Consider the following 23309-nt stretch of genomic DNA (forward strand, 5'->3'; position numbering starts at 1 on the left):
TCTGTCCAAAACGATGCGAACGTCGTTTTTGAGCTATGCCATGAGTGTTATTGTGGCGCGGGCTTTACCCGATGTACGAGACGGTCTAAAACCCGTTCACCGGCGAATCCTTTACGGGATGAGTGAATTAGGCGTCACCCCTGAAAAACCATATAAAAAATCAGCCAGAATTGTCGGCGATGTCATGGGGAAATATCATCCCCATGGTGACTCTGCCATTTATGAATCAATGGTGCGGATGGCCCAAGACTTTAGCTATCGGTACATGCTAGTTGATGGTCATGGGAACTTCGGGTCAGTCGATGGCGATAGCGCCGCGGCCATGCGGTATACCGAAGCCCGGATGAGTAAGATTGCTGTTGAAATGCTCCGTGATATTAATAAAGACACGGTTAGATGGCAACCTAACTATGATGATACTGAACGAGAACCAGAAGTTTTGCCGGCCCGTTTTCCGAACTTATTAGTAAACGGCGCAACTGGGATTGCGGTCGGGATGACGACCAATATTCCACCGCATAACTTAACGGAAGTTATTTCAGCAATTCATATGTTGATGGATAATCCAGATGTAACGACAGCCGACTTGATGGAAGCGGTCCCCGGTCCAGATTTCCCAACTGGTGGGATTGTGATGGGTAAATCCGGGATTCGAAAAGCTTATGAAACGGGTCGCGGGAATATTATTATTCGCGCCAAAGTGGATATTCAAGAACAAAAGAACGGTAAGGAACGCATTATTGTTAATGAATTACCTTACATGGTGAATAAAGCCAAGTTAATCGAACGGATTGCCGGCTTAGCACGGGACAAAGAAATCGAAGGTATCACTGATATCAACGATGAAAGTGACCGTGAAGGGATGCGGATGGTGATTGATATTCGGCGGGATGTCAGTGCGTCCGTCGTTTTAAATAACTTGTACAAGATGACTTTGATGCAGACTAACTTTGGGTTTAACATGTTAGCCATCGTTAAAGGGGCGCCTAAAGTCCTGAGTTTGAAGCAAATCTTAATCTATTATTTGGAACATCAAGAAGATGTGATTCGGCGGCGGACCCAATTTGATTTGAAGAAAGCCCAAGCACGGGCTCATATCTTGGAAGGGTTACGAATTGCGTTAGATCATATTGATGAAATTATTGCCATTATTCGACAATCACAAACGAGTGAAATTGCTAAGAACCAGTTGATGGATAACTATGGCTTGTCAGATAAACAGGCACAAGCCATTCTAGATATGCGGCTGGTACGATTAACTGGTTTGGAACGCGAAAAGATTGAGAATGAATATCAAGACTTGGTTAAGTCGATTGCGGACTACAAAGCCATTTTGGCTAGCAAAGAACGCATTAATCAAATTATTTACGAAGAATTACTTGAAATTCAACGTAAATTTGGTGATGAACGACGGACTGAACTCATGATTGGGGAAGTCTTGAGCCTTGAAGATGAAGACTTGATTGAAGAAGAAGAAGTCGCCGTAACGTTAACGCATAATGGTTACGTTAAACGCCTTCCAACCACTGAATTCAAGTCACAGCATCGTGGTGGTCGTGGTATTCAAGGGATGGATGTCCATGATGATGACTTTATCGAGCATCTCTTAACAACTTCCACCCATGACGTCTTGTTATTCTTCACGAATGCGGGGAAAGTTTACCGGATGAAGGCTTACGAGATTCCTGAGTATGGTCGAACGGCCAAGGGAATTCCGGTGATTAATTTACTGGGAGTTAACTCTGGTGAAAAGATCCAAGCTGTGGTCAACGTTTCCGGCGACGCCAGTGAGAGTGAACAGTTCTTGTTCTTCACAACCGTTAAAGGGGTCGTCAAGCGGACGCCAGTACAAGAATTCGCCAATATTCGGAGTAATGGGCTAAAAGCGATTACGTTGAAAGATGACGATGAATTGATTGGGGTTACGATTACTGATGGTCATCAGAACGTGATTATTGGGACCCATGCCGGGTACGCGGTTAGTTTTGATGAAACGACGGTTCGCTCAATGGGCCGGACAGCTGCTGGGGTGCGTGGGATTCGTTTACGTGACGATGATTTTGTCATTGGCTTCGACATCCTTAAACCTGACAGCAAGGTCTTTATCATTACCGAAAAGGGTTATGGTAAGCAGACGCCAGCACTTGATTACCCTATTAAGGGACGTGGTGGTAAAGGGATTAAGACGGCCAACGTGACCGAAAAGAATGGTCCCTTAGCCGGTTTAACGACTGTTGAAGGGACTGAAGATATTATGGTGATGACCGATCATGGGGTCATGATTCGCTTTAATATTGCGACGGTCTCACAGACTGGTCGGGCAACCTTAGGGGTTCGTTTGATTCGCTTAGATGACGGCGGTAAAGTAGCGACAATGGCGAAGGTTGATCCAGAACCAGCTGTCATTGAAGATACTGATACTACCGCTGATGATCAACCAGCGGATGCAGCGATTGACGCACCTGCTAGTGATTCAGTTGACGTAACACCAACTGAAACGCCAGCAACTGAGGCTGATAATCCTGCTGATTCAGAATGATTTAGCTGAAACGAGAAGGGCTAGTGAACGTTGCTAGTCCTTTTTTGTGGGCAGATATACGAGGGCTATCGTTACTTTAATAGCCTTCGTCGTAGCTTTAGCAAGGACCAAATTTTAAAATTCAGCAATAAAAAAGTATTTCCCGGGCAATAAACGTAATTGATAAGTGTATCGTGCATCGGGATTTTTTGTTTCGTCGGCCGTTCCAACCTTGCAACAGATTAATTTAGATGCTATACTTATAATTCGTGAGTATCTAACAATGATTTAGATTACTTTCCTTGCTCTTTCAAAAGAAAGGGCCTGAAGTCCATAAGGAGGTGCAAATTTCATGAGTGAATCAAAGAAATATGAAATTACTTACATCGTTCGTCCAGACATTGATGATGCTGCTAAAACAGCTTTAGTTGATCGTTTCGACAAAATCTTAACTGATAACGGTGCCGAAGTAATTGATTCAAAAGATTGGTCAAAGCGTCGTTTCGCATACGAAATCGGCGGTTACAATGAAGGTACTTATCATATCGTTAACGTTAAAACGACTGATGATGCCGCATTGAACGAATTTGATCGTCTTTCAAAGATCAATGATGACATTTTACGTCACATGATCGTTCGTCGCGAAGATTAAATTAAATTTGAAATAAATTACGAGAGGAGCACTTCTGTCTATGATTAACCGTACAGTTCTTGTTGGCCGACTAACAAGAGATCCCGAATTACGATACACTTCTGGTGGCGCTGCCGTGGCAACGTTCACGCTGGCTGTTAACCGGAGTTTTACTAATCAAAATGGGGAACGTGAAGCTGATTTCATCAATTGCGTCATCTGGCGTAAAGCTGCTGAAAATTTTGCGAACTTTACTCATAAAGGGTCGCTGGTTGGGATTGATGGCCGGATTCAAACCCGGAATTATGAAAACCAACAGGGACAACGCGTTTATGTTACAGAAGTGGTCGTTGACAACTTCTCATTATTAGAATCACGAGCAGAGTCTGAACGTCATCAGGCTGCTAATGGTGGTAGTAATAACGGCAGCAATGCTAGTTATAACAACAATAATAGTGGGTATAATCGTCAGGACCAAAACGCAGCTCCTCAACAATCATCAACGACTAACAATAATCCTTTTGGTAATGGTAATCCTAGTGGTGCTTCTAACACCAATGGGACGGCTGGTAACAATAGCGCCCCAACTAGTGGGTCTAATGAAAACCAAGCTGATCCATTTGCCAACAATGGGGATCAAATTGATATTTCGGATGATGATTTACCATTCTAGCAGACTAGCTGCAGATATCGAGGAGGGAAATACCAATGGCACAACAAAGAAGAGGTGGCCGTCGTCGTCGTAAAGTCGACTTCATCGCCGCTAACCACATCGAATACATCGATTATAAAGATACTGACTTATTACGTCGTTTCGTTTCAGAACGAGGCAAGATTTTACCTCGTCGGGTAAGTGGGACTAGTGCAAAGAACCAACGTTCTTTGACTATTGCTATCAAACGGGCTCGGATTATGGGCTTATTACCATTCGTTTCTGAAGAATAATTCAGCTCATACTAGACCATGGCTAACCAGCTATGGTCTTTTTTTTGCAAAAAATGCCCTTTAATCGGCTAGATATTGGTTGTTTTTGACAAAAGGTTCGTCCATACCAATTTTCATTTGAACAGTTAGTAAATAGCGATAAGTTCGACTCAAACTAACTTGATTGGAGCTGAATCGCGGCAAGTATTAATACTTGTTTATCTAATTATTGATAATTTTTAATCCAAAACAAAATATTAGACCCATACCAATTTTGCCGTCACTTAATTTTCTTAAGTGACGGCAAAATTGGTAATAAGCATTTATTATATTCATTTAAATTCCCTTACAATGAAAAACGTGTACATATCAGCAATAAGTTGGATAGCTTAAAGTGGTGATTATCGCGGTGTAACACCTTGTTTAGTGGCATTTATAATGGTTATCAACTATGGGAACTAGTTGAAGTGGCGTGATGAGTGCAATTTATCAGTATTACTGAATGTAATACGTAAAAATGGCGTCACTAACTTTAGTTACGAATCAGTGCAAAACCCATGTTAACGTTAGCAAGGTTAATAGTGACTATGGTAAACTATCAATAACATATAAACAAAAGGGGATATCGCAATTATGAAAAAAATTATCGGAAGTTTACTATTATCTGGGGCACTTTTAGTATCAGTCGCATTACCAACGGTCGCAAATGCCGCTGAAAACCGTGATGGTTCAACAAACGTTACCGCAACATTTACGGCTGGGAATACTGATGTAACACCAGTTGATCCAACTGATCCTGATACACCAAGTACTGGCGGTGATGGTAATAACGGGTCTAACACTGGTAATGAGGGTGGTAGCGGCTTATCACTTATCTATGTCACAAATAAATTAGACTTCGGCTCACATGCCATCGATGTTTTGAATTCAAATACTTACGCTGCTAACTACACAAATGCTGACGATACAAAGACCAATGCGGATACAAGTGCTTTATGGGGTAACAAAGCTGTCATTGAAGTTTCAGATACCCGTGGGACTAACAACGGCTGGTCATTACAAGTTTCTGGTTCAGCCCTAAAATCAACGAGTGGTGATACCATTGAAGGTGGCACCTTAGCTTTACCAACCGGGGATGTTACGAACTCTGGGACTGCAACCAATGATGCTAAATCAGTTGCAGTTACGAATGCCTTAGGGACGGCCACGAATGTCTTAACTGCCGCTAAAGATGGTGGTGCTGGGGTTACTGTTGATCAATTAGACCCAACAAACATCAAATTAACCGTACCAGCTAACACGGCTAAAGCCGAAGCTTACTCAACGACTGTTAACTGGTCATTAACTGACACACCAGCTAGCTAAAAACAAAAACGCACAAAATAAGATGGTCATTGTGCAAACAGTGACCATCTTTTCTTACATAATTAGGTTGAAGAGGGAGTAAGCATATGAATAAATTTATGAAACGTTGGTTATTAATGTTAGTAACGGTGGGGGCCGTTTGGGGCGGTGTCGCTAGTCAAAATGCGCAAGCCGCTAATAGCAGTAGTAGTAGCTCATCGGCTAGTAATAATATTGGCTATAGTGTGGCAGCTGAAATCCCTAAAAATCAAATCAATAAAAAGAATTCGTTCTTTGACTTGAAAATGACGATGAGACAAACACAGACATTAAAAGCCGTCTTGTACAATTCGTCAAATAAAGAATTGAAGATTGCAACGGCCATTCACACGGCCTATACCAATAGCAATGGCCTAATCGAATATATCAATACGACGAAGACTTATGACCAGTCATTAGAGTACAAGATGAGTAACATTACGAAACTAAACACCAAAACGGTAACGGTTCCAGCCAATGGGTCAAAAGTTGTGACGGCGCAAGTCACGATGCCTAGCGGGAACTTTAATGGTGTGATTCTAGGTGGTTGGTATTTCAAACGGATTGACGATAAGGTAACCGGTTCGGTCAAAGGGTCTATGAATATTAAGAACGAATATTCATATGTCATCGGGATGAAGTATACCGTGGGTAAGGCAGTGACGCCGAATATGAAGTTAACTAAGGTCAAAGCCGGACTAGAAAATTATCATAAAGGGATCTTTCCTTATTTACAAAATCCAACCGCAGTCATTATTCCAAACTTAACGATTAAGTCGACGATTACCGACAAGCAGACCGGTAAAACGGTCAAAACGGCGAAGAAGACGGGTGTCCAAATGGCGCCTAACTCAACGTTCCGTTACCCCTTACTTTTAGGTAAGACGGAATTACAAGCTGGTAAGTATCATATTAAGATGGTGGTTAAGAATACTGATTACACGTGGACTTTCAATCAAGATTTTACAATTTCTCAAAAAGACGCTAAAACGTACAACAAAAAAGCGGTCGATAATTCGGGTATTAACATCTGGTGGTTAATTGGATTAGGTGCCTTAGCAATGTTAATTATTATTTTAATTATCGGTTTAATCATTTACTTCATCATTAAAAAACGGCGTCAAAAGGATTCAGACGACTAACAAAGACCATCAACTGCTGGGGGAGGGTGATCGTGATGAAACGGCTCATATTAAGTCTACTAATTGGTTTCGGGTTAGGGTTTATTAGTGTTATACCAGTGAGTGCAGCAACGATTAATGGTAGCATGGACGTTAATATTAGTTTTTATCAGACTAAAACGACAGCGATGGCGTATGCTGATAAGATTGATATTCCAGATGGTCAAACACCATATGTGGTTAAGACCAAGCTTGTCAAAGCGCCACCACTGACAGCGGCGATGCTAGTTGAAAAAATCAAGGCGTACCAATTGCCACAGACCAATGAAAGCAGCTCTATTTTGGCGCTGATAATCGGGTTCTTAATATTAATGGGGTTAGTATTAGGCCGATTAAGTCGACGGGGATTAGCGGATGCAAAACAACGGGTGAATGATCATGGGAAAACGTAAAACATTTTGGCAATTAAGTTTAGGATTAATCATACTGATTAGTATCGCCTTTGGTGGCCGAGTTGTTGGACAAGCGGCTGATACGTTTGTTGATGTGACAGCTAGTTTCGATAACGGTGTCAATAAAGTGCTGCATAGTTATGGGACTGCTTTTAGTATCACTTCGTGGCCAGAAGTTAAGTCAGTTACAGCTAATAATACAATTGATGGACAAATCACCAATCGAACAACTGAATTACAAGTCACTTATCGTGGGACTTTTGGGATTGGTACTGGTGGATTTAACAGTGTTTATGCCGAAATTATGGATACTAGTGGTAATATTTTGGGTACCGATGCTAATACCCGTGATATTTTTGCTGATTTAGGTCATAAAGGAACTGGACTTGGTCAGGCAGATCAGGTTAGCAGCTTTAGTATGGATGCTTCAGATACTCAAAAAATTGATTTTACTTGGGGTAAGTGGGCCGGTACCGTGCCAATGTACATTGCTTTAAAGTTCCCAACTAATAATGCGGCTAAGGATGCTGGTGCTATTGGTTTAGCTAAAATTGATGAGTACAAGGCTTGGCCAGCGGATGCTAATCCAACGATTACGAGCACCTTAACGACTAACTCAACCACGATTACAGGTAAAGGGACCACTGCTGGCGACGTTATTAGTAGTGATGTTAACGGTGTTACAACGACGGTTGGTAGTGATAAGACCTATACCCTGAATTTAGGCACAACGTTGGCTGGTAAGAGCAAAGTGACGGTGACTGAAAAAAATAGTGTTGGTGATGCTGGGACGGCTAGCGCGGATGTGACCAAAGATTTAACGATTGCAGCTGATAAAACCAGCTTGAATTTAGATGCGGATGATGTGGTGGCATTAAAAGGCAAGTCTGACAGTGATATGATTAGTTGGATTGTGAAGCAGGCTGGCATCACTGTCAAAAGTGGTTCTGGTGGGACAGCAACGTTTACTGCGGACGAAACGGGTTTAGCAGCGACCATTCAAGCCTTAGCTGAAAATGGTAGTACAACTGTTAACATCTACGCAAAGAATGGTGCTGACGTTTCTGATAAAGTGGCGGTGTCATTAATTAAAGAACCGACAACACTGACTTTTGGAACGTTATCAGCGGATGTTGGCTTTGGCTCGACCACGGTACCAAGTAAAGAGACGGTGATTAGCCCAACCAGTAACTTTGATATTAACGTGGCGGATGCACGAGCGACTGGGTCGAAATGGTATGTCTATGCGACGGCGACACCATTAACAACGGGCACTGGCACGGCGGCACACACGTTAAAAGGCAATTTGATTTATAAAGATGGGACTAATCAACAGAATTTAACCAATACGAGTACGTTAGTGGGGTCGGGGACTAAAGTTGCCGGCACCACTGACACCAAGGTAACGAGTAGTTGGGATAGTTCTAAAGGCATCTTCTTAGATGTTTTCCCTGGTGTTTATGCAGGAGATTATACCGGTCAAGTTAATTGGAGTTTACAAGATACACCGACCGACTAGCACGATAGGCTGGTTTTGGTCCTAACGAACGGAATTCATTGATAATGATGAATTCCGTTTTGTGCTATCTGGATAAGCAATCAGGTCGGTCGTTTAAGCTGAAACTAAAATGAAAGCGCGGTTTGTGATAGAATATAACTATTACTGAGAACTCTTGAGGGAATTTCAAATGAAAAAAATTTTTTCGCGCGAAAACATTCCATTTTTCTTACAAAATCAACCGCTACGCCTGTTGTCGTTTGTCATTTTGGGCCTATCGCTGATTACGTTAGTGACTGGTTTTTTAGTGAACTGGATTTTTGGCACCATTATCTTGGTCTTAATTATTATGGCCGGCATTCTGTCTTACAACACGTTGATTGAACTAAGTTCGAGTGCTAATGAATATATATCAGATTTATCCTATCGTATTAAGCGTGGCGAACAAGAAGCCTTGATTCAAATGCCGATTGGCGTCATGATTTTTAATGCGGACCAAACAATCGAATGGGTTAATCCATACCTGCAACGTTATTTTGGGCAACAAGACGTCTTAGGCTACCGGCTAGTTGATCTCGATAAAGAACTAGCGGCGGCGGTTAGTGCCCACCAGGATGAACCGGCGACGATTCGGTGGCAGGACTATCAATTTGATTTACGCGTGCAACAGAGTACCAATACGTTATATATGATGGACGTCACTAAATATGCCGAGTTAGCCAATCAATTTGAAGATGAGAAGTTAGTCATTGGACAGATCTTTTTGGATAACTATGATGAGATTACACAGTCAATGGCCGATACGGATATTTCTAATTTAAACAATTATGTGACCAACGAATTGTCCAAATGGACGCAAACGTTTGGCATGTATTTGAAACGATTAGATGATGACCACTTTTTCTTACTAGGCTATGCCAATAGTTTACGGCGGGTGGAGGAAAATAAGTTTCGGATTTTAGACCGGATTCGTGAGTCAACTTCGAAGCAAAACTTCCCCTTAACGTTGAGTATAGGGATTGCGTATGGCGAACGTAATATGAATAACTTGGCCGATTTAGCGCAAAGTAATATGGACTTAGCGCTGGGTCGGGGTGGCGATCAAGTCGTGGTTCGAGCGGAAGATGAACCCGCCCGTTTCTATGGTGGGAAGACTAATCCGATGGAAAAACGGACCCGGGTGCGGGCGCGGATGATTAGTCAGACGCTCCAAGAATTGATGAATCAATCGGATCAAGTCTTTGTGCAGGGCCACCATCAACCGGATATGGATGCAGTGGGCGCCTGTTTAGGGATTCGGCGGATTGCGGAGATGAACGGCAAACAATGCTGGATTGTTTTAGATGAACAAAATCTACATTCAGATATTCAACGGCTGTTAGATCAATTACGGTCGGATGAGACGATTGAAGCGTCTATTATTTCACCAGCTGAGGCGCTTGAGAAGGCCACTGATCAAAGTTTATTAGTGATGGTCGATCATTCGAAGCCAAGCATTTCAATGTCACAACCGCTCTATGAACGGTTAGAAAACCGTGTGATGATTATTGATCATCATCGTCGAGGCGAAGAATTTCCTGAAAACCCAGTTTTGGTTTATATTGAACCGTATGCCTCATCAACGTGTGAGCTGATTACCGAAATGTTTGAATATCAGTCGCATGATGCGGAAGCGATTAATAAGATTGAAGCCACGGCGATGTTGACTGGGATTGTCATTGATACGAAGTCCTTCTCACTGCGTTCTGGATCGCGGACCTTTGATGCGGCCAGTTACTTACGGTCGGCTGGTGCGGATAGCTTATTAGTCCAACAGTTCATGAAGGAAAATGTCGATAGTTATTTGCAGCGTAATCATTTAATTGAATCCGTTGAATTTGTTAATCAGGACATGGCGTTATGCGTCGGCGAAAATGACCAAGTGTATGATCCGGTCACGGCTGCCCAAGCCGCTGATTCGTTATTGTCCATGTCGGGGGTTGATGCCTCCTTCGTGATTACGCGCCGTGAAGATGGTCGGGTTGGCATTTCAGCGCGTTCTTTAGGTGAGATTAATGTCCAAGTTTACATGGAAAAATTGGGTGGTGGCGGTCACTTGTCGAATGCCGCTACTCAAATTGAAGGCCAGTCCGTTGATGAAGCCAAACAAACTTTGATTGACTTACTAACGGCAACTGATGATGAAAATCCAGAATCTAATTAGGAGTGAACACAGATGAAAGTTATTTTTTTAAGTGATGTCCGTGGTAAAGGTAAACGGGGCCAAATCAAAGAGGTTCCTGCTGGTTATGCCCAAAACTTTTTGATTAAAAAAGGGTTAGCTAAAGAAGCGACCAAAGTGGCTGTTAATACCCTAAAAGCTGAACAAAAATCCGAAGCTAGTCGAGCGGCTGAAGAATTAGCCGCTGCCAAAGTTAAAAAAACTGAATTAGAATCTGACGCAACGGTCGTTGAATTAACCGCTAAAGCTGGAACTGATGGCCGCTTATTTGGGTCAATTCCTAGCAAGCAAATTGCGACGGCCTTGGCTGATCAATATCAAGTTAAGTTAGATAAACGTAAGATCGAATTACCAGAACCAATCCGCGTGTTAGGATACACGAATGTGCCAGTTAAACTACACGCGGAAGTAACGGCGAAGATTCGCGTCCACGTTGTCGAAAAGTAAAAGGATGGATTGCGCATGAACAATGATGGGTTAGATCAAACACCACCACAAAATATTGAAGCTGAAAAAGCGGTCCTCGGTGCCGTTTTCTTAAATAGTGATGCGTTAGTTGAAGCGATGGAATTCGTGGAAGCCACAGACTTTTATCGCCGGGCCCATCAAATTATTTTTGCGTGCATGGTCACTTTAAATGACCGCGATGAAGCCATTGATGCAGTGACGGTCAGTGATTTATTGACGGCGCAAAATCAATTAGATGATGTTGGCGGGATGAGTTATATCGCTGAGCTCGCTGGGTCGGTACCAACGGCAGCCAATGCGGGTTATTATGCCAAAATTGTTGCGCAAAAAGCCACGGTTCGGCGGTTAATTAAGACGGCCACGGCCATCACAACTAAGGCTTATACCGAAAATGACGATGTGACCACCTTACTGGATGATGCCGAACGAGACATTATGAATGTCTCGGAACAGCGTAATCAGAGTGGGTTTAAATCAATTTCAGACGTGCTAAACTCGTCAATTGAAGAGATTGATCGGTTATATCAAAATGATGATGATATTACCGGTTTACCAACTGGTTTTACGGAATTAGATAAGATGACTGCGGGCTTGCAACCGGATAACTTGATCATTTTAGCCGCGCGACCAGCCGTTGGTAAAACGGCCTTTGCATTAAACATTGCGCAAAACGTTGCAACTAAGACGGATACTACCGTGGCCCTTTTTAGTTTGGAAATGGGCGCTGAATCCTTGGTTAACCGGATGTTGTGTGCAGAAGGCAGTATTGATGCTGGGCATTTGCGTACCGGTCAATTGAATGAAGAAGAGTGGGAACACTTGGTGGTGGCGATGGGGAGCCTCTCCAAAGCCAGCATTTATATTGATGATACACCGGGAATCAAAATGTCTGAAATCCGGGCGAAAAGTCGGCGCTTAGCAAAAGAACAAGGTAACCTCGGCTTAATTGTCGTGGATTATTTACAGCTAATCGAAGGTGGTAACAACGAAAGTCGGCAACAAGAAGTTTCCGAAATCTCACGTCAAATGAAGAAGCTTGCTAAAGAACTGGGCGTGCCAGTGATTGCCTTGTCCCAGCTATCACGGGGCGTGGAGCAGCGGCAAGATAAACGGCCGGTACTATCCGATATTCGTGAATCTGGGTCAATTGAACAGGATGCTGACATCGTTGCTTTCTTGTATCGGGAAGATTATTACGATCGTGAGGGCGACGATGATGATAGTGGCGGTGATTTTGGCGGAGGAGGCGGTAACTTCAACGGTGGTGATCCACGTGAACAGGATGCCTCTGAAGACGTCGGCGAAGTCGAAGTTATCATTGAAAAGAACCGGGCCGGGGCGCGTGGTACCGTGAAATTATTGTTTGTTAAACCATTCAATAAGTTTTCATCGGTCTCCTATGCGCAAGACCCACAACAAGCATAACTTATCATAGTTGAGTTTGGGTTAATCCCTGAACTCTTTTTTTATCGAAATTTGACACGTTGAACCGTCGAATTGGCTGACCCGCATTTTTATTTTGGATTGAATTTGCTATGATGGGATTAAGGTGTTGAAAAGGATGGGGATGCGGATATGACACGTAAACAAACCATTGGCATACCATGGTTAATTGTTGGGCAGTTTATGAATAATATCGGAATGAGTTTTATTTGGCCGTTAACGACCATTTATATGCATAATGTACTCGGAAAGTCGCTGACAGAAACCGGGATTGTTTTATTACTCAATTCGGTGGCGAATGTGTTAGCGAGTACGATTGGCGGGCGGGTCTTTGATCGTGGTAACCCGTACTATCTGCTATTAATGGGGATTATCTTGAATGGTACGGCTAACTTGATGCTGATTTTTTATCACAGTTGGCCATGGTATCCGGTGCTACTCGTGGTGACTGGCTTTGCTAGCGGTTGGCTGAATACGATGTTTAATGCCTTAGCTGCGAGTGTTCCCCGCGAAAAAATCCGGCGCACATTTACATTCATGTATTTAGCAGCTAACTTGGGGGTGGTTTTTGGCACGATGTTTGTGGGGATTGTCTATAGTTTGGGTATGGCATTGTTGTTTTCAATGACCACCGGGCTCTACGTGATTTTTCTAGTGATTGCGTTATTTAAGTACAATGTTGATTCTTCAAATGTCACGGGAGTGGACCCCCGGCAAGCACGGGCAATTCAGTTACCACGGGCTAATTATCGGATTATTTGGACATTTTTTATTAGTTTATTTATTATTTGGCTATTATACGAGCAATGGGTCAGCAATTTATCCGTCTACATGACGAATCTAGGCATGCCATTAAGAAATTATAGCTTTTTATGGACGGTCAATGCCGGGCTATTAGTGGTCATTCAAAGTATCTTGAGTTTGTTGGGCAATCGGGTTAAAAATCTTTATGATCAATTTTTCTTTGGAATGTTTTTTGTGGGCCTATCTTTCCTGTCATTAGTGATTGCTCACGATTACCCACATTTTATCTTTGCCATGATTCTGTTAACGATTGGGGAAGCAACCTGGTCACCGGCGATTCCAACGCTCGTCAGTCAACTATCACCGGTTCGGTCAAAAGGGCGCTATCAAGGCCTCGTACAAGCATTTTGTGCTTTGGGTCGATCATTTGGACCGTTATTTGGTGGCGTGATTATTGATAATTGGTCATATAAGAGTTTGTTTTTATTGGCTTTTGGCGTTTTACTGGTAGTCTTAGGTATTAATATGGTGGTTGTCCGGACGAATCACCAAAAAGCGGTCAATTACATGGATGGTCCGGTTAAATAAAAATGTTTCACGTGAAACAAATTAGGTAGAGGTGGGTGCCAAATCGTGAGTGATAAACGAAAAATCCGCGCTAATCGCGTGGTGATTAAAGTTGGGACGAGTACGTTAGTCTACCCAGATGGCGCGATTAATCTGCGGGCAATTGATCAATTGGCATTTGTCATTAGTGCAATGCAGCATCGCGGCCGCGAAGTTGTCTTGGTCTCTTCTGGGGCCATTGGGGTCGGACTCAATTATATGGGGCTCACGAAACGTCCAACGGCTATTCCAGAACAACAAGCAATTGCGGCAATCGGGCAAACCGAACTGATTGCGATTTATAAGGAACGTTTCGCAATTTACGAGCAAAAAATTGGGCAGTTGTTATTAACGCGCGATATTTTTGTTTATCCAACGAGTCATCATAATGTCTTGAACACTTTTGAAGCGTTGCTAGCCGAAAAGGTTGTCCCGATTGTGAATGAAAATGATACGGTTGCTGTTGATGAATTAGATCATGAGACTAAATTCGGTGATAATGATCAATTATCAGCGATTGTGGCGACTAATATTGGGGCAGATTTGTTGATCATGTTATCAGATATTGATGGCTTCTATGATGGTAATCCTAAGGACCCGACAACTAACCTGATACCGCACATCGCCCAAGTTGATGACCGAATTTATGCATTGGCCGGTGGTAGTGGCAGTCGTTTTGGCACGGGTGGTATGGTGACCAAGTTAAAGGCAGCTGAACGGATGATTGCGGCTGATGGTCAAATGATTCTGGCAAATGGGGCGGACCCAACGGTGATTTTTGACTTACTGGATGGCGAACCGCTCGGAACGTTATTTGGGCGTTGAATTGAGGAGGAAGCGGCAGATGGCAACAGTTAATTTAGACCAACTAGGGGCGCAAGCCCAAGCAGCAAGTTACACCTTAGGATTATTAACGACGACTAAAAAGAATGCAGTTTTACGGGCAATGGCAACGGCGCTGACGACTCATCAAACTGAAATTCTGGCGGCTAATGCTGAAGATTTAGCTAATCCGCAAATTCCAGCAAAATTTGTTGATCGGTTGACCCTAACCGCCGAGCGGATTACTGCGATGGCAACGGGCCTGGAACAAGTGGCCGCTTTAGCAGATCCGATTGGCACGGTTGATCGTGGTTGGCGAAATGCAGCTGGTTTGCTGATAACCAAGGAACGGGTGCCATTAGGGGTTATTGGGATGATTTTTGAAGCCCGACCGAATGTGACGATTGATGCCTCAGCATTATGTTTTAAAACAGGAAATGCCGTCATCTTGCGTGGGGGTAAAGAAGCCTTGCATTCTAATCAGGCTTTAGTGACAATTCTGCGGGATGTTTTGGCAACAATGGCAGTCGATCAGAATGCGATTCAATTGATTCAGGATACATCGCATCAGACAGCCGCAGCCTTTATGCAACTGACAGATTACGTGGATGTATTGATTCCGCGTGGGAGTGCTCGGCTAATCCAAACGGTCCTAGCAACAGCGACGGTGCCCGTAATTGAAACTGGCGCTGGCAATTGTCATGTGTATGTTGATCAAGCGGCACAATTGCCAATGGCGACGGCGATTGTGGTGAACGGGAAAGTCCAACGACCATCCGTTTGCAACGCAACTGAAAAATTATTGATTCATCGTGCCGTGGCAGCGGACTACTTGCCAACGATTATCAAGGCGCTGCGACAACATCACGTGGAAGTTCGTGGTGATGCGGCGACGCAAGCTATTGTGCCAGATGTTATACCAGCAACACCGGCAGATTGGGGTACTGAATATAATGATTTAATCATTGCGATTAAGGTGGTTGATTCAGAAGCCGCCGCAATTACGCATATCAATCACTATAATACACAGCATTCCGAAGCCATTGTGACGGATGATTATCAAGCCGGTAAAGTTTTTCAGCAACGGGTGGATGCAGCCTGTGTTTATATTAATGCTTCGACGCGCTTCACGGATGGTTTTGAATTTGGATTTGGGGCCGAAATCGGAATTTCAACGCAAAAATTACACGCACGCGGGCCAATGGGCTTGGCGGAATTAACGTCGTATAAGTATGTGATTGATGGCAATGGTCAGACGCGGGCCTGAAAAACGCGGCGTCGCCAGATCTTAAACGGGACTGGTTGGCCGTTAACAGCCGGTTAGCGACGTTCTAATGGTTGACTTGGCTAACTAGTCAGTCAAAATTAAACAACGGTTATTGCGGCTGTAATTGAGAATTGTAAAGAAGTTTACATGTTTTTTACAATAACGTGCTAGTTGCCAAGTTCAAGTAGCGCTATATTGTAAGTGTACTTCTTAATCAGCACCCCGCGATTAGTCATTAAGAAGTATCCCCGTCGATCCTTAAAGACGTAAAATGAGGTCATGACTTCCTTGATTGGTCATGGCTTTTTTTGTATTTTCTGACTGAGTTGAGACCAGTGTTTTTCGGCCAAGCGCGTTATACTTAAGCAGACATGAACTTTAAGGTGATGGTTTTCTATGGGGGGATTTAGCATGTATCAAGCAGTAGTTTTTTTTGATTTAGATGGGACCTTAATGCAAGCTGACAAAACGGTAGCGCCTAGTAGCGTGCAAGCGATTCAGCAGTTGCGGGCCAATCAGATTTTACCGGTCATTGCGACCGGGCGTAATGTGTTTGAAGTAGCGACTATTATGCGCCAAATGCACATTGATTCAATTGTGAGTGCTAATGGGAGTTATGTGCAGTATCAAGGTCAATTTTTAGCGGCACATGAATTGGATAAAGACTTATTAACGGATATCACGCACTTTGCGAATCAGCGTGAAGAAGCCTTGGCCTACTACAACAACGCCGGTTTTGTGCTAAGTCATCAAGATGCCTTAACGGTTCATAACTATCAGCTCTTACAGCAACCGGTTCAAGTTCGCCCAAATCATTATCGGAATCATCATATTAACTTTTTGCTTGTCTTTAATACCCATGGTGCTGGACAATATCAGCAACGGTATCGCGGGCGCTTAAGCTTAGTTCGTAATAATCCACGGGCGTTAGATACGATGCAGTGGGGTGTTTCAAAAGCAAGTGGGATTGATGATATCTTAACGAAAGCGCAGCTAACCCAGGTGCCCACGTATGCGTTTGGTGATGACTTAAATGATATTGAGATGTTTCACCGCGTGCAGTATCCCATCGCAATGGGCAATGGCAATCCACAAGTTAAACGATTGGCACGCTATGTGACCGCTGATAATGAGCATGATGGCATCAGACAAGGGCTGCAACATTTTGACTTAATTTGAGCTTATGGGTTGATGCATATTGGCATCATCTAAAAAAGTGTTCAGGGACAATCCCCGAACACTTTTTTAGATGATTGGTTAAGCCATGGCGGCTTTAATGTTGGCTAACGTGAGTTGAGCGGTCGTGGCAAAGTTAATATCAGCTGCGGCGAGCACGGTTGCGTCACCAATCCCAATTGAAGTCTCACCGGCGCCGTTAATTGATTGTACACCGGCCGCGGCATCTTCGACCCCAATGCATTGTTGGGGATCCAAGTTGAGAATTTCAGCCCCGCGACGGAAAATTTCCGGATTAGGTTTTCCATGCGTTAAACTCGTGGGGTCAATTGATTTCGTGAAATAAGCTTCTAAGCCCAAGTGTTTTAAAACGAGTGGTGAATTTTTTGAAGCCGAAGCTAGTGATAGTAAGTAACCACGGGCCTTTAAATCTGCTAAAAATGGTTTAATGCCAGGAAGAATATTAGCCGGCGTCATTTGAGCGACTAATTTTAAGTAATTCTCATTTTTTTGCGTTGCTAGCGCTGTTTTTTCAGTGGGGGTAAAGTCATTTTCACGCTGGTCATGTGCTAAAATCAGATTTAATGAATCCATGCGACTAATGCCTTTTAAAGCATCCGCCAAGTGGTCGTCCCACTTGACCCCGACTTGATCTGCCACTTGATGCCAAGCCTGGCTATGAAAAATCGAAGTATCTGTAATCACCCCATCTAAATCAAAAACAAAGCCTTTAATATCAGAAAATTTTGCCATTGTAAGAGCCTCCTAATTTTCGGCATCGGCCACTGTTAGTGGTTGATTGGCCTGTAAATGGTGCATTTTAGCCGCAAGTTGACTCGAGGGTGTCACCGTGACACCCAGATGAATGCTTTCAGTACGAGTCCAGTGTTTGTAAGCGCTATTGGTCAAAGTTATTATACCGACTTACATTGCTGTTGACAACGCTTTCATTAATTTGGAATAAAGTTGTAATACTCTTGGCAGGTTGCGGTAATAGTGGTTGAATCAAAAAAAGCCCACCGACCTAATTGGTCGTGAGGGCGTTAGTTGGGGTTGAGACTGGTCCATTCAGCAGTGTCGGCGACCCGCTCGAGATGATCAATGGTCATGGCTTGGCGAATTTTAATCGTTTGGGTTTGAAAGCGTAAGATAACGGGATCTTTATAGGCTAACTGCTGCTGAAAGGTAGTGAGTTCCGGTTGCCAAGTGGGGCCCATTTGCTCGGGACTGCTGAGAGTTAAGTGTCCTTTGAGCATTAAGGACGCATAGTCAGCCAGGTGATAACAAAATAGCGTCGCCCGCCGATTATGTTGAATGTTTTGCGCCGTCGTGGTTTGCCGGCTGGTATAGAAAAAGAGCTGTTCGAGTGTCCGATGCGTGGGTAATGGACTTAAAGCGACTAGCGTTGGAAAGCCAGTTGCATCAATTGTCGCCACGGTAAAGACCGGTGTTGTCTGAATCATTTGTAGGGCGGCCTGACGGGTTGTATGTTGCATTTTAACCCCCTCCTTTTTTTAAACTAGCTAGTGCTAGTATGCCGGAAGGGCGGGTGATTGTCATTTGATGTGCTCTGGGTAAAATGCTGACTTTGAGAGTTAAACTAAAAAATGTGGTACCGACTGACTATTGTTCGCAGCGCCACACTAGGCGGTGGCCAGATGAAATCGCTGAAGACACAAAAAAATCAGCTCTCACGGTGGATTATCACGGCGTGAAAACTGATTAGTGGTTATGGATGGGCAGTCAGGGGATCGAACCCTGGACCCACGGATTAAGAGTCCGTTGCTCTGCCAGCTGAGCTAACTGCCCATAACTCAACAAAAAATATAATATCATGAATTCGGCCATCTGACAATACTATTTTGAAACTTTTTTCAAAAAATGGATATTTTCTTGAAAACGACTAGGCTAAAAAACATGATTTGGCGCTAGATATTTCCCGGGAAATACTGATATCACGCGGGTTAGCATTCAAAGAAAGCCCCGGGTATTTGTGATATACTAAAACAGTGTTGAAAGAGTGCTTCAACCTGCCTGACGCAGGCCGTGATCGTTACGGCGCTGTATTATTCGATGGATTTAATAAAAATTTGACTTAACTTGATTTTCCCCTAAGGAGGAAGCTGTGTATGAAAAAGATTCTAGTTGTTGATGATGAAAAACCGATTTCCGATATTATGAAGTTTAATTTGACCAAGGAAGGGTATGAGGTCCATGTGGCCGCAGATGGCGAAGAAGCCATTCAAAAAGTGGATGAAGTCCAGCCAGACCTGATTCTCTTGGATTTAATGTTGCCTAAAATGGATGGCCTAGAAGTAGCCCGCCAAGTCCGGAAAAACTATGATATGCCAATTATTATGGTTACGGCTAAGGATTCAGAGCTCGATAAAGTCTTGGGCTTGGAACTGGGTGCCGATGATTATGTGACTAAGCCGTTCTCTAATCGGGAATTAGTGGCCCGAGTTAAAGCAAACCTGCGTCGGCAGGGGGCACCAGCGGCACAACCAGCTGAAGAAGAAGCTAATTCCGATATTGAAGTTGGCGATTTAGTGATTCATCCAGATGCTTACATGGTCTCTAAACGAGGCGATAACATTGAACTTACCCACCGTGAATTTGAATTATTACACTACTTAGCGCAACATACTGGTCAAGTGATGACCCGCGAACATTTACTACAAACTGTTTGGGGTTATGACTACTTTGGTGATGTGCGGACGGTTGATGTCACGGTCCGGCGGTTACGAGAAAAAGTCGAAGATAATCCAAGTCATCCGAAATGGCTCGTTACCCGGCGGGGGGTTGGGTACTATCTTCGCAATCCTGAAAATGAGTAGAGGTCGTTAGGTCGTGTTGAGATTTAAACGAAAGAATTTTTTAAAATCAATTAATTTTAAAATTGCGTTGGTCTTCGCGTTACTACTATTAATTACGTTAGAGATTGTCGGCGCCATCTTTGTCCGGCAATTAGAAACGCAAAATTTGCGACAATTTAAGACGCAAGTACAAATTCCAACGTATGTTGATAATTCGTTAGCGGAACAGCTATCGGCGGGCAGTGCATCGAAAGCAAATGCCAAGATTAAAACGATTTTGTCGGACTATAACAATGCCAATATTGATGAAATTCGGATTATTGACAGTAAAGGGACGATTCGAGGGACGAATGACGTTAACGATCAAACGATTGTCGGTCAAAAAACCACGGATCGTAATGTCAAAAATGCCATCTATAATAACCGATCCTATACTAAAAATACTTATGATACTCAGAATAACGGCCGATATTATATCTCAATTGTCCCTTTATATAATTCGAATGCGACCGGGAATAATAGTCAATTAGTCGGGGTTTTGTATGTCCGGGCTAATTTGAAGTCCGTCTACAATACCATTAATTCAATTATGAGTATTTTTGCGTTGGCGTCGTTAGTGGCGATGGCGTTGGGATTAGTGATTGCAATTGTGATTGCGCGGGCAATTACACGGCCAATTGAAGAAATGAAACAACAGACGCAACGGATTGCACGGGGCGATTATGCGGGGCAAGTCCGCGTCTATAGTGATGACGAACTAGGCCAATTAGCTGGGGCCATTAATAACTTATCCATTCGGGTGGAAGAATCACAAGAGTCCACAGAAGCCGAACGGCGTCGGTTAGATAGTGTTTTAGCCCATATGAGCGACGGGGTGATTGCGACAGATCGGCGTGGGAACATTACGATTATTAACGAAACGGCCTCAGACTTTGTGGATGTCAGTGCAGAAAAAGCTATCGGTAATTCAATTCTAGACATGCTTCAGATTCGCGAGACGTATTCGTTACGAGATTTAATTGAAAATCAAGATGAACTCACGTTAGACTTCTCGTCGAATGATCGCGACTTAATTTTAAATGCTTATTTCTCATTAATTCAACGCGAGTCTGGCTTTATCAGTGGTCTAGTCTGTGTGCTACATGATGTGACGGAACAACAGAAGATTGATAATGACCGGAAGCAATTCGTCTCGAACGTGTCACATGAATTACGGACGCCGTTGACCAGTCTAAGAAGTTATATTGAAGCGTTGAGCGATGGCGCTTGGAAAGATCCAGAGGTTGCGCCAGGTTTCTTAAAAGTGACCCAAGAAGAAACAGATCGAATGATTCGGATGATTAATGAGCTGTTAAGCTTGTCACGGATGGATTCAGGTACAACCCGGGTTGATATGGAACTCGTTAATATCAACGAGTTGTTTAATTATGTGTTGAATCGTTTTGATATGATTTTGAAAAAAGATGATAATCCAGCGAAGTATTACACGATTAAGCGAGAATTCACCAAGCGCGACTTATGGGTTGAGATTGATACCGATAAGTTTACCCAAGTATTGGATAATATTATGAATAATGCAATCAAGTATTCGCCTGATGGTGGGGTCGTGACTTGTCGGCTATTGGAAACCCATAACCAAGTGATTATTAGTATTAATGACCAAGGTTTAGGGATTCCCCGTGCTGATTTGGGACATGTGTTTGATCGGTTCTTCCGGGTTGATAAAGCTCGTTCGCGGGCCCAAGGTGGGACTGGACTGGGCTTGGCGATTTCGAAAGAAGTCGTTCAAATGCTCGGTGGTCGGATTTGGGTAGATAGTGTCGAAGGCCAAGGGTCAACGTTCTATATCTCATTGCCGTATGAACCTTATGAAGAGGAGGACCTTTGGGATGACGACTCACAAGTTTAGAGGCCTAATATTACCAATTATCCTCATAATCTTAATTGTCCTCAGTGTGGGCTTATCCATGTATATTTGGACGAATCCGGCCCGCTATGAACGTGAAAATAAGGTTAGTACCACGTCGTCTGGTTCCACATTAACACGGACGATTGATGACATTTATTTACCGACGCAATTAATTCACACGGATGCGGCTGGTAAGCAGACACTTCTGCTGAATAAAAGTGTTAGTTTAGTTGAACAATTCAAAGCCCAAATCAGTAAATGGGATGCACGTAGTATCTCGAAAGTGCGTGTCACGTCGGCTAAAAGTTATGCGGCGTTGCTAAATGGGCAAGACTCGTACGTCTTGAACTTTCCAGATAGTGTGACGGTTAGTCTGTTTAACACGACCTTTAATCAGCAACTGAAAAATTTTCGGTCGTCAGAATTTAGCCGCATCGTGATTCCAATCAATGATACGAATCATTTGTATCTGTTGAATGATAATCAGCATCAAATCTATAGTGTCCGGTTAAAAAAGAAGTCACTAAAGTCGGTCCAGCAGTTCTTGCAGGCGGATAAGGTGACAACGATTGCGGTCAAGATGACTTATACGAATGGCGCGACTTATTTGGATTATACGCAGCCAGTTAAAATGCAACATTATAGTTATTTAATGAACAAATTAGCCGCGAGTGAATTAGCGAACCGTTTGTTGGATGCGGATGGTAATTCAACTGTTTCAGTGCATAATCATAAGGACAGTCAAGAATATACCACGGGTTCTTTTAAACGGATGACGGTGAATAAGCAATTAGGGACCGTTTATTTTGAAGATTATAGTGATTCTGGGGATACCCGCAATCTTTCGTTTACGAGTCAATTAAAGAAAAGTTATAACCAATTGACGACTTTAGGGGTGCCAATGGATAACATTCGGTATTATGGTTACGATACGACAAGTAGTAGTGTGATTTATCGCAGCTATGTGGAAGGCTTCCCAATCTTTAATCAAACAGAAAACGGGGATGTGCGGATTCAAATGACCGCCAATGGCTTAGATCGCTACTACTTCTCGTTATATAGTCTACAGGTTCCAGTGCCCACTACGAGTAAGCAACAAACGGTCACACTGCCAAGTTCAAGCAGTGTGTTAAAACAGTTAGTGGCTGCGGGGTATAAGGAAAATAAAATTGGTTCGATCGAGTTAGGCTATCAGTGGTCACAAAATAAGTCGTCGAAGCTCGTGATTGACTTAACCCCGACGTATTACGTCTACTATAATAATGCTTGGCGGACGTATACGTCGCTGCTAAGCGGATCGTAAGGGGGCG

Annotated in this window: 20 protein-coding genes and 1 tRNA gene; 18 read left to right on the forward strand and 3 right to left on the reverse strand. The window is 43.3% G+C overall.

Going from position 1 to position 23309, the window contains the following annotated elements; genetic code table 11:
• The first annotated feature begins 13 nt into the window (after positions 1-13).
• The 15 genes from gyrA (at position 14) to C5Z26_RS08220 (ending at position 17277) form a co-directional block, all read left to right on the forward strand.
• Positions 14-2539, forward strand: coding sequence for a DNA gyrase subunit A (gyrA, locus tag C5Z26_RS08150; protein WP_370447989.1), 2526 nt, complete (start codon positions 14-16; stop codon positions 2537-2539).
• Between the two features lie 331 nt (positions 2540-2870).
• A complete protein-coding gene (gene rpsF, locus C5Z26_RS08155; protein ID WP_105449472.1) occupies positions 2871-3170 on the forward strand; it encodes a 30S ribosomal protein S6 in 300 nt (99 codons plus the stop codon).
• A gap of 40 nt (positions 3171-3210) precedes the next feature.
• Positions 3211-3822 (forward strand): single-stranded DNA-binding protein, encoded by a 612-nt coding sequence (gene ssb / locus C5Z26_RS08160; RefSeq protein ID WP_105449473.1) that lies wholly within the window; start codon positions 3211-3213, stop codon positions 3820-3822.
• Positions 3823-3857: 35 nt separating this feature from the next.
• A complete protein-coding gene (rpsR, locus tag C5Z26_RS08165) occupies positions 3858-4094 on the forward strand; it encodes a 30S ribosomal protein S18 (RefSeq protein ID WP_105449474.1) in 237 nt (78 codons plus the stop codon).
• A gap of 612 nt (positions 4095-4706) precedes the next feature.
• Positions 4707-5438, forward strand: a complete 732-nt coding sequence (locus C5Z26_RS08170; RefSeq protein ID WP_105449475.1) for a WxL domain-containing protein — start codon at positions 4707-4709, stop codon at positions 5436-5438.
• 86 nt (positions 5439-5524) lie between these two features.
• Positions 5525-6598 carry a WxLIP family cell surface protein gene (locus tag C5Z26_RS08175; RefSeq protein ID WP_105449476.1) on the forward strand — a complete coding sequence of 358 codons (1074 nt, stop codon included), beginning with the start codon at positions 5525-5527 and terminating at the stop codon, positions 6596-6598.
• A gap of 35 nt (positions 6599-6633) precedes the next feature.
• A complete protein-coding gene (locus C5Z26_RS08180; protein WP_105449477.1) occupies positions 6634-7029 on the forward strand; it encodes an LPXTG cell wall anchor domain-containing protein in 396 nt (131 codons plus the stop codon).
• The gene (locus C5Z26_RS08185; protein WP_105449478.1) at positions 7016-8548 is read left to right on the forward strand and encodes a cell surface protein; all 1533 of its coding nucleotides are present in this window, start codon (positions 7016-7018) and stop codon (positions 8546-8548) included. The genes C5Z26_RS08180 and C5Z26_RS08185 overlap by 14 nt, the downstream gene beginning before the upstream one ends.
• A gap of 169 nt (positions 8549-8717) precedes the next feature.
• The gene (locus C5Z26_RS08190; RefSeq protein WP_105449479.1) at positions 8718-10730 is read left to right on the forward strand and encodes a DHH family phosphoesterase; all 2013 of its coding nucleotides are present in this window, start codon (positions 8718-8720) and stop codon (positions 10728-10730) included.
• Positions 10731-10742: 12 nt separating this feature from the next.
• Positions 10743-11195 carry a 50S ribosomal protein L9 gene (gene rplI, locus C5Z26_RS08195; protein ID WP_105449480.1) on the forward strand — a complete coding sequence of 151 codons (453 nt, stop codon included), beginning with the start codon at positions 10743-10745 and terminating at the stop codon, positions 11193-11195.
• Positions 11196-11210: 15 nt separating this feature from the next.
• Complete coding sequence (dnaB, locus tag C5Z26_RS08200) at positions 11211-12641, forward strand: replicative DNA helicase (RefSeq protein ID WP_105449481.1); 1431 nt, start codon at positions 11211-11213, stop codon at positions 12639-12641.
• A 150-nt stretch (positions 12642-12791) separates the two neighbouring features.
• Complete coding sequence (locus C5Z26_RS08205) at positions 12792-13991, forward strand: MDR family MFS transporter (protein ID WP_234005661.1); 1200 nt, start codon at positions 12792-12794, stop codon at positions 13989-13991.
• A gap of 45 nt (positions 13992-14036) precedes the next feature.
• Positions 14037-14834, forward strand: a complete 798-nt coding sequence (gene proB, locus C5Z26_RS08210) for a glutamate 5-kinase (RefSeq protein ID WP_105449482.1) — start codon at positions 14037-14039, stop codon at positions 14832-14834.
• A 19-nt stretch (positions 14835-14853) separates the two neighbouring features.
• Complete coding sequence (locus C5Z26_RS08215; RefSeq protein WP_105449483.1) at positions 14854-16098, forward strand: glutamate-5-semialdehyde dehydrogenase; 1245 nt, start codon at positions 14854-14856, stop codon at positions 16096-16098.
• A gap of 411 nt (positions 16099-16509) precedes the next feature.
• Positions 16510-17277 (forward strand): Cof-type HAD-IIB family hydrolase, encoded by a 768-nt coding sequence (locus C5Z26_RS08220; RefSeq protein ID WP_105449484.1) that lies wholly within the window; start codon positions 16510-16512, stop codon positions 17275-17277.
• Positions 17278-17355: 78 nt separating this feature from the next.
• On the opposite strand, the gene pgmB is transcribed toward C5Z26_RS08220, so the two are convergent.
• From pgmB to C5Z26_RS08235, 3 genes are all read right to left on the reverse strand, one after another.
• The gene (gene pgmB / locus C5Z26_RS08225; protein WP_105449485.1) at positions 17356-18027 is read right to left on the reverse strand and encodes a beta-phosphoglucomutase; all 672 of its coding nucleotides are present in this window, start codon (positions 18025-18027) and stop codon (positions 17356-17358) included.
• A 290-nt stretch (positions 18028-18317) separates the two neighbouring features.
• Positions 18318-18770 carry a pyridoxamine 5'-phosphate oxidase family protein gene (locus C5Z26_RS08230; protein ID WP_105449486.1) on the reverse strand — a complete coding sequence of 151 codons (453 nt, stop codon included), beginning with the start codon at positions 18768-18770 and terminating at the stop codon, positions 18318-18320.
• A gap of 240 nt (positions 18771-19010) precedes the next feature.
• Positions 19011-19083 (reverse strand) — tRNA-Lys (locus C5Z26_RS08235).
• A 320-nt stretch (positions 19084-19403) separates the two neighbouring features.
• Here C5Z26_RS08235 and yycF point away from each other — a divergent pair.
• From yycF to C5Z26_RS08250, 3 genes are read left to right on the forward strand one after another with little or no spacing between them, the layout of a single operon-like run.
• Positions 19404-20111, forward strand: coding sequence for a response regulator YycF (gene yycF / locus C5Z26_RS08240; protein ID WP_105449487.1), 708 nt, complete (start codon positions 19404-19406; stop codon positions 20109-20111).
• Positions 20112-20124: 13 nt separating this feature from the next.
• Positions 20125-21999, forward strand: coding sequence for a cell wall metabolism sensor histidine kinase WalK (gene walK / locus C5Z26_RS08245; RefSeq protein ID WP_105449488.1), 1875 nt, complete (start codon positions 20125-20127; stop codon positions 21997-21999).
• The gene (locus tag C5Z26_RS08250) at positions 21980-23302 is read left to right on the forward strand and encodes a YycH family regulatory protein (RefSeq protein WP_105449489.1); all 1323 of its coding nucleotides are present in this window, start codon (positions 21980-21982) and stop codon (positions 23300-23302) included. The genes walK and C5Z26_RS08250 overlap by 20 nt, the downstream gene beginning before the upstream one ends.
• Positions 23303-23309: the final 7 nt, after the last annotated feature.

Source organism: Lactobacillus sp. CBA3606 (genome assembly GCF_002970935.1).
Taxonomy (GTDB): domain Bacteria; phylum Bacillota; class Bacilli; order Lactobacillales; family Lactobacillaceae; genus Lactiplantibacillus.

What these genes read in the sequence shown, in the direction of transcription:
- C5Z26_RS08170 (WP_105449475.1), top strand. Translation starts at nt 4,707, where the DNA reads ATGAAAAAAATTATCGGAAGTTTACTATTATCTGGGGCACTTTTAGTA.
- dnaB (WP_105449481.1), top strand. Translation starts at nt 11,211, where the DNA reads ATGAACAATGATGGGTTAGATCAAACACCACCACAAAATATTGAAGCT.
- C5Z26_RS08215 (WP_105449483.1), top strand. Translation starts at nt 14,854, where the DNA reads ATGGCAACAGTTAATTTAGACCAACTAGGGGCGCAAGCCCAAGCAGCA.
- pgmB (WP_105449485.1), bottom strand. Translation starts at nt 18,027, where the DNA reads ATGGCAAAATTTTCTGATATTAAAGGCTTTGTTTTTGATTTAGATGGG.
- rpsF (WP_105449472.1), top strand. Translation starts at nt 2,871, where the DNA reads ATGAGTGAATCAAAGAAATATGAAATTACTTACATCGTTCGTCCAGAC.
- C5Z26_RS08190 (WP_105449479.1), top strand. Translation starts at nt 8,718, where the DNA reads ATGAAAAAAATTTTTTCGCGCGAAAACATTCCATTTTTCTTACAAAAT.
- rpsR (WP_105449474.1), top strand. Translation starts at nt 3,858, where the DNA reads ATGGCACAACAAAGAAGAGGTGGCCGTCGTCGTCGTAAAGTCGACTTC.
- C5Z26_RS08180 (WP_105449477.1), top strand. Translation starts at nt 6,634, where the DNA reads ATGAAACGGCTCATATTAAGTCTACTAATTGGTTTCGGGTTAGGGTTT.
- C5Z26_RS08185 (WP_105449478.1), top strand. Translation starts at nt 7,016, where the DNA reads ATGGGAAAACGTAAAACATTTTGGCAATTAAGTTTAGGATTAATCATA.
- C5Z26_RS08205 (WP_234005661.1), top strand. Translation starts at nt 12,792, where the DNA reads ATGACACGTAAACAAACCATTGGCATACCATGGTTAATTGTTGGGCAG.
- C5Z26_RS08220 (WP_105449484.1), top strand. Translation starts at nt 16,510, where the DNA reads ATGTATCAAGCAGTAGTTTTTTTTGATTTAGATGGGACCTTAATGCAA.
- gyrA (WP_370447989.1), top strand. Translation starts at nt 14, where the DNA reads ATGCGAACGTCGTTTTTGAGCTATGCCATGAGTGTTATTGTGGCGCGG.
- C5Z26_RS08230 (WP_105449486.1), bottom strand. Translation starts at nt 18,770, where the DNA reads ATGCAACATACAACCCGTCAGGCCGCCCTACAAATGATTCAGACAACA.
- ssb (WP_105449473.1), top strand. Translation starts at nt 3,211, where the DNA reads ATGATTAACCGTACAGTTCTTGTTGGCCGACTAACAAGAGATCCCGAA.
- yycF (WP_105449487.1), top strand. Translation starts at nt 19,404, where the DNA reads ATGAAAAAGATTCTAGTTGTTGATGATGAAAAACCGATTTCCGATATT.
- C5Z26_RS08250 (WP_105449489.1), top strand. Translation starts at nt 21,980, where the DNA reads ATGACGACTCACAAGTTTAGAGGCCTAATATTACCAATTATCCTCATA.
- C5Z26_RS08175 (WP_105449476.1), top strand. Translation starts at nt 5,525, where the DNA reads ATGAATAAATTTATGAAACGTTGGTTATTAATGTTAGTAACGGTGGGG.
- rplI (WP_105449480.1), top strand. Translation starts at nt 10,743, where the DNA reads ATGAAAGTTATTTTTTTAAGTGATGTCCGTGGTAAAGGTAAACGGGGC.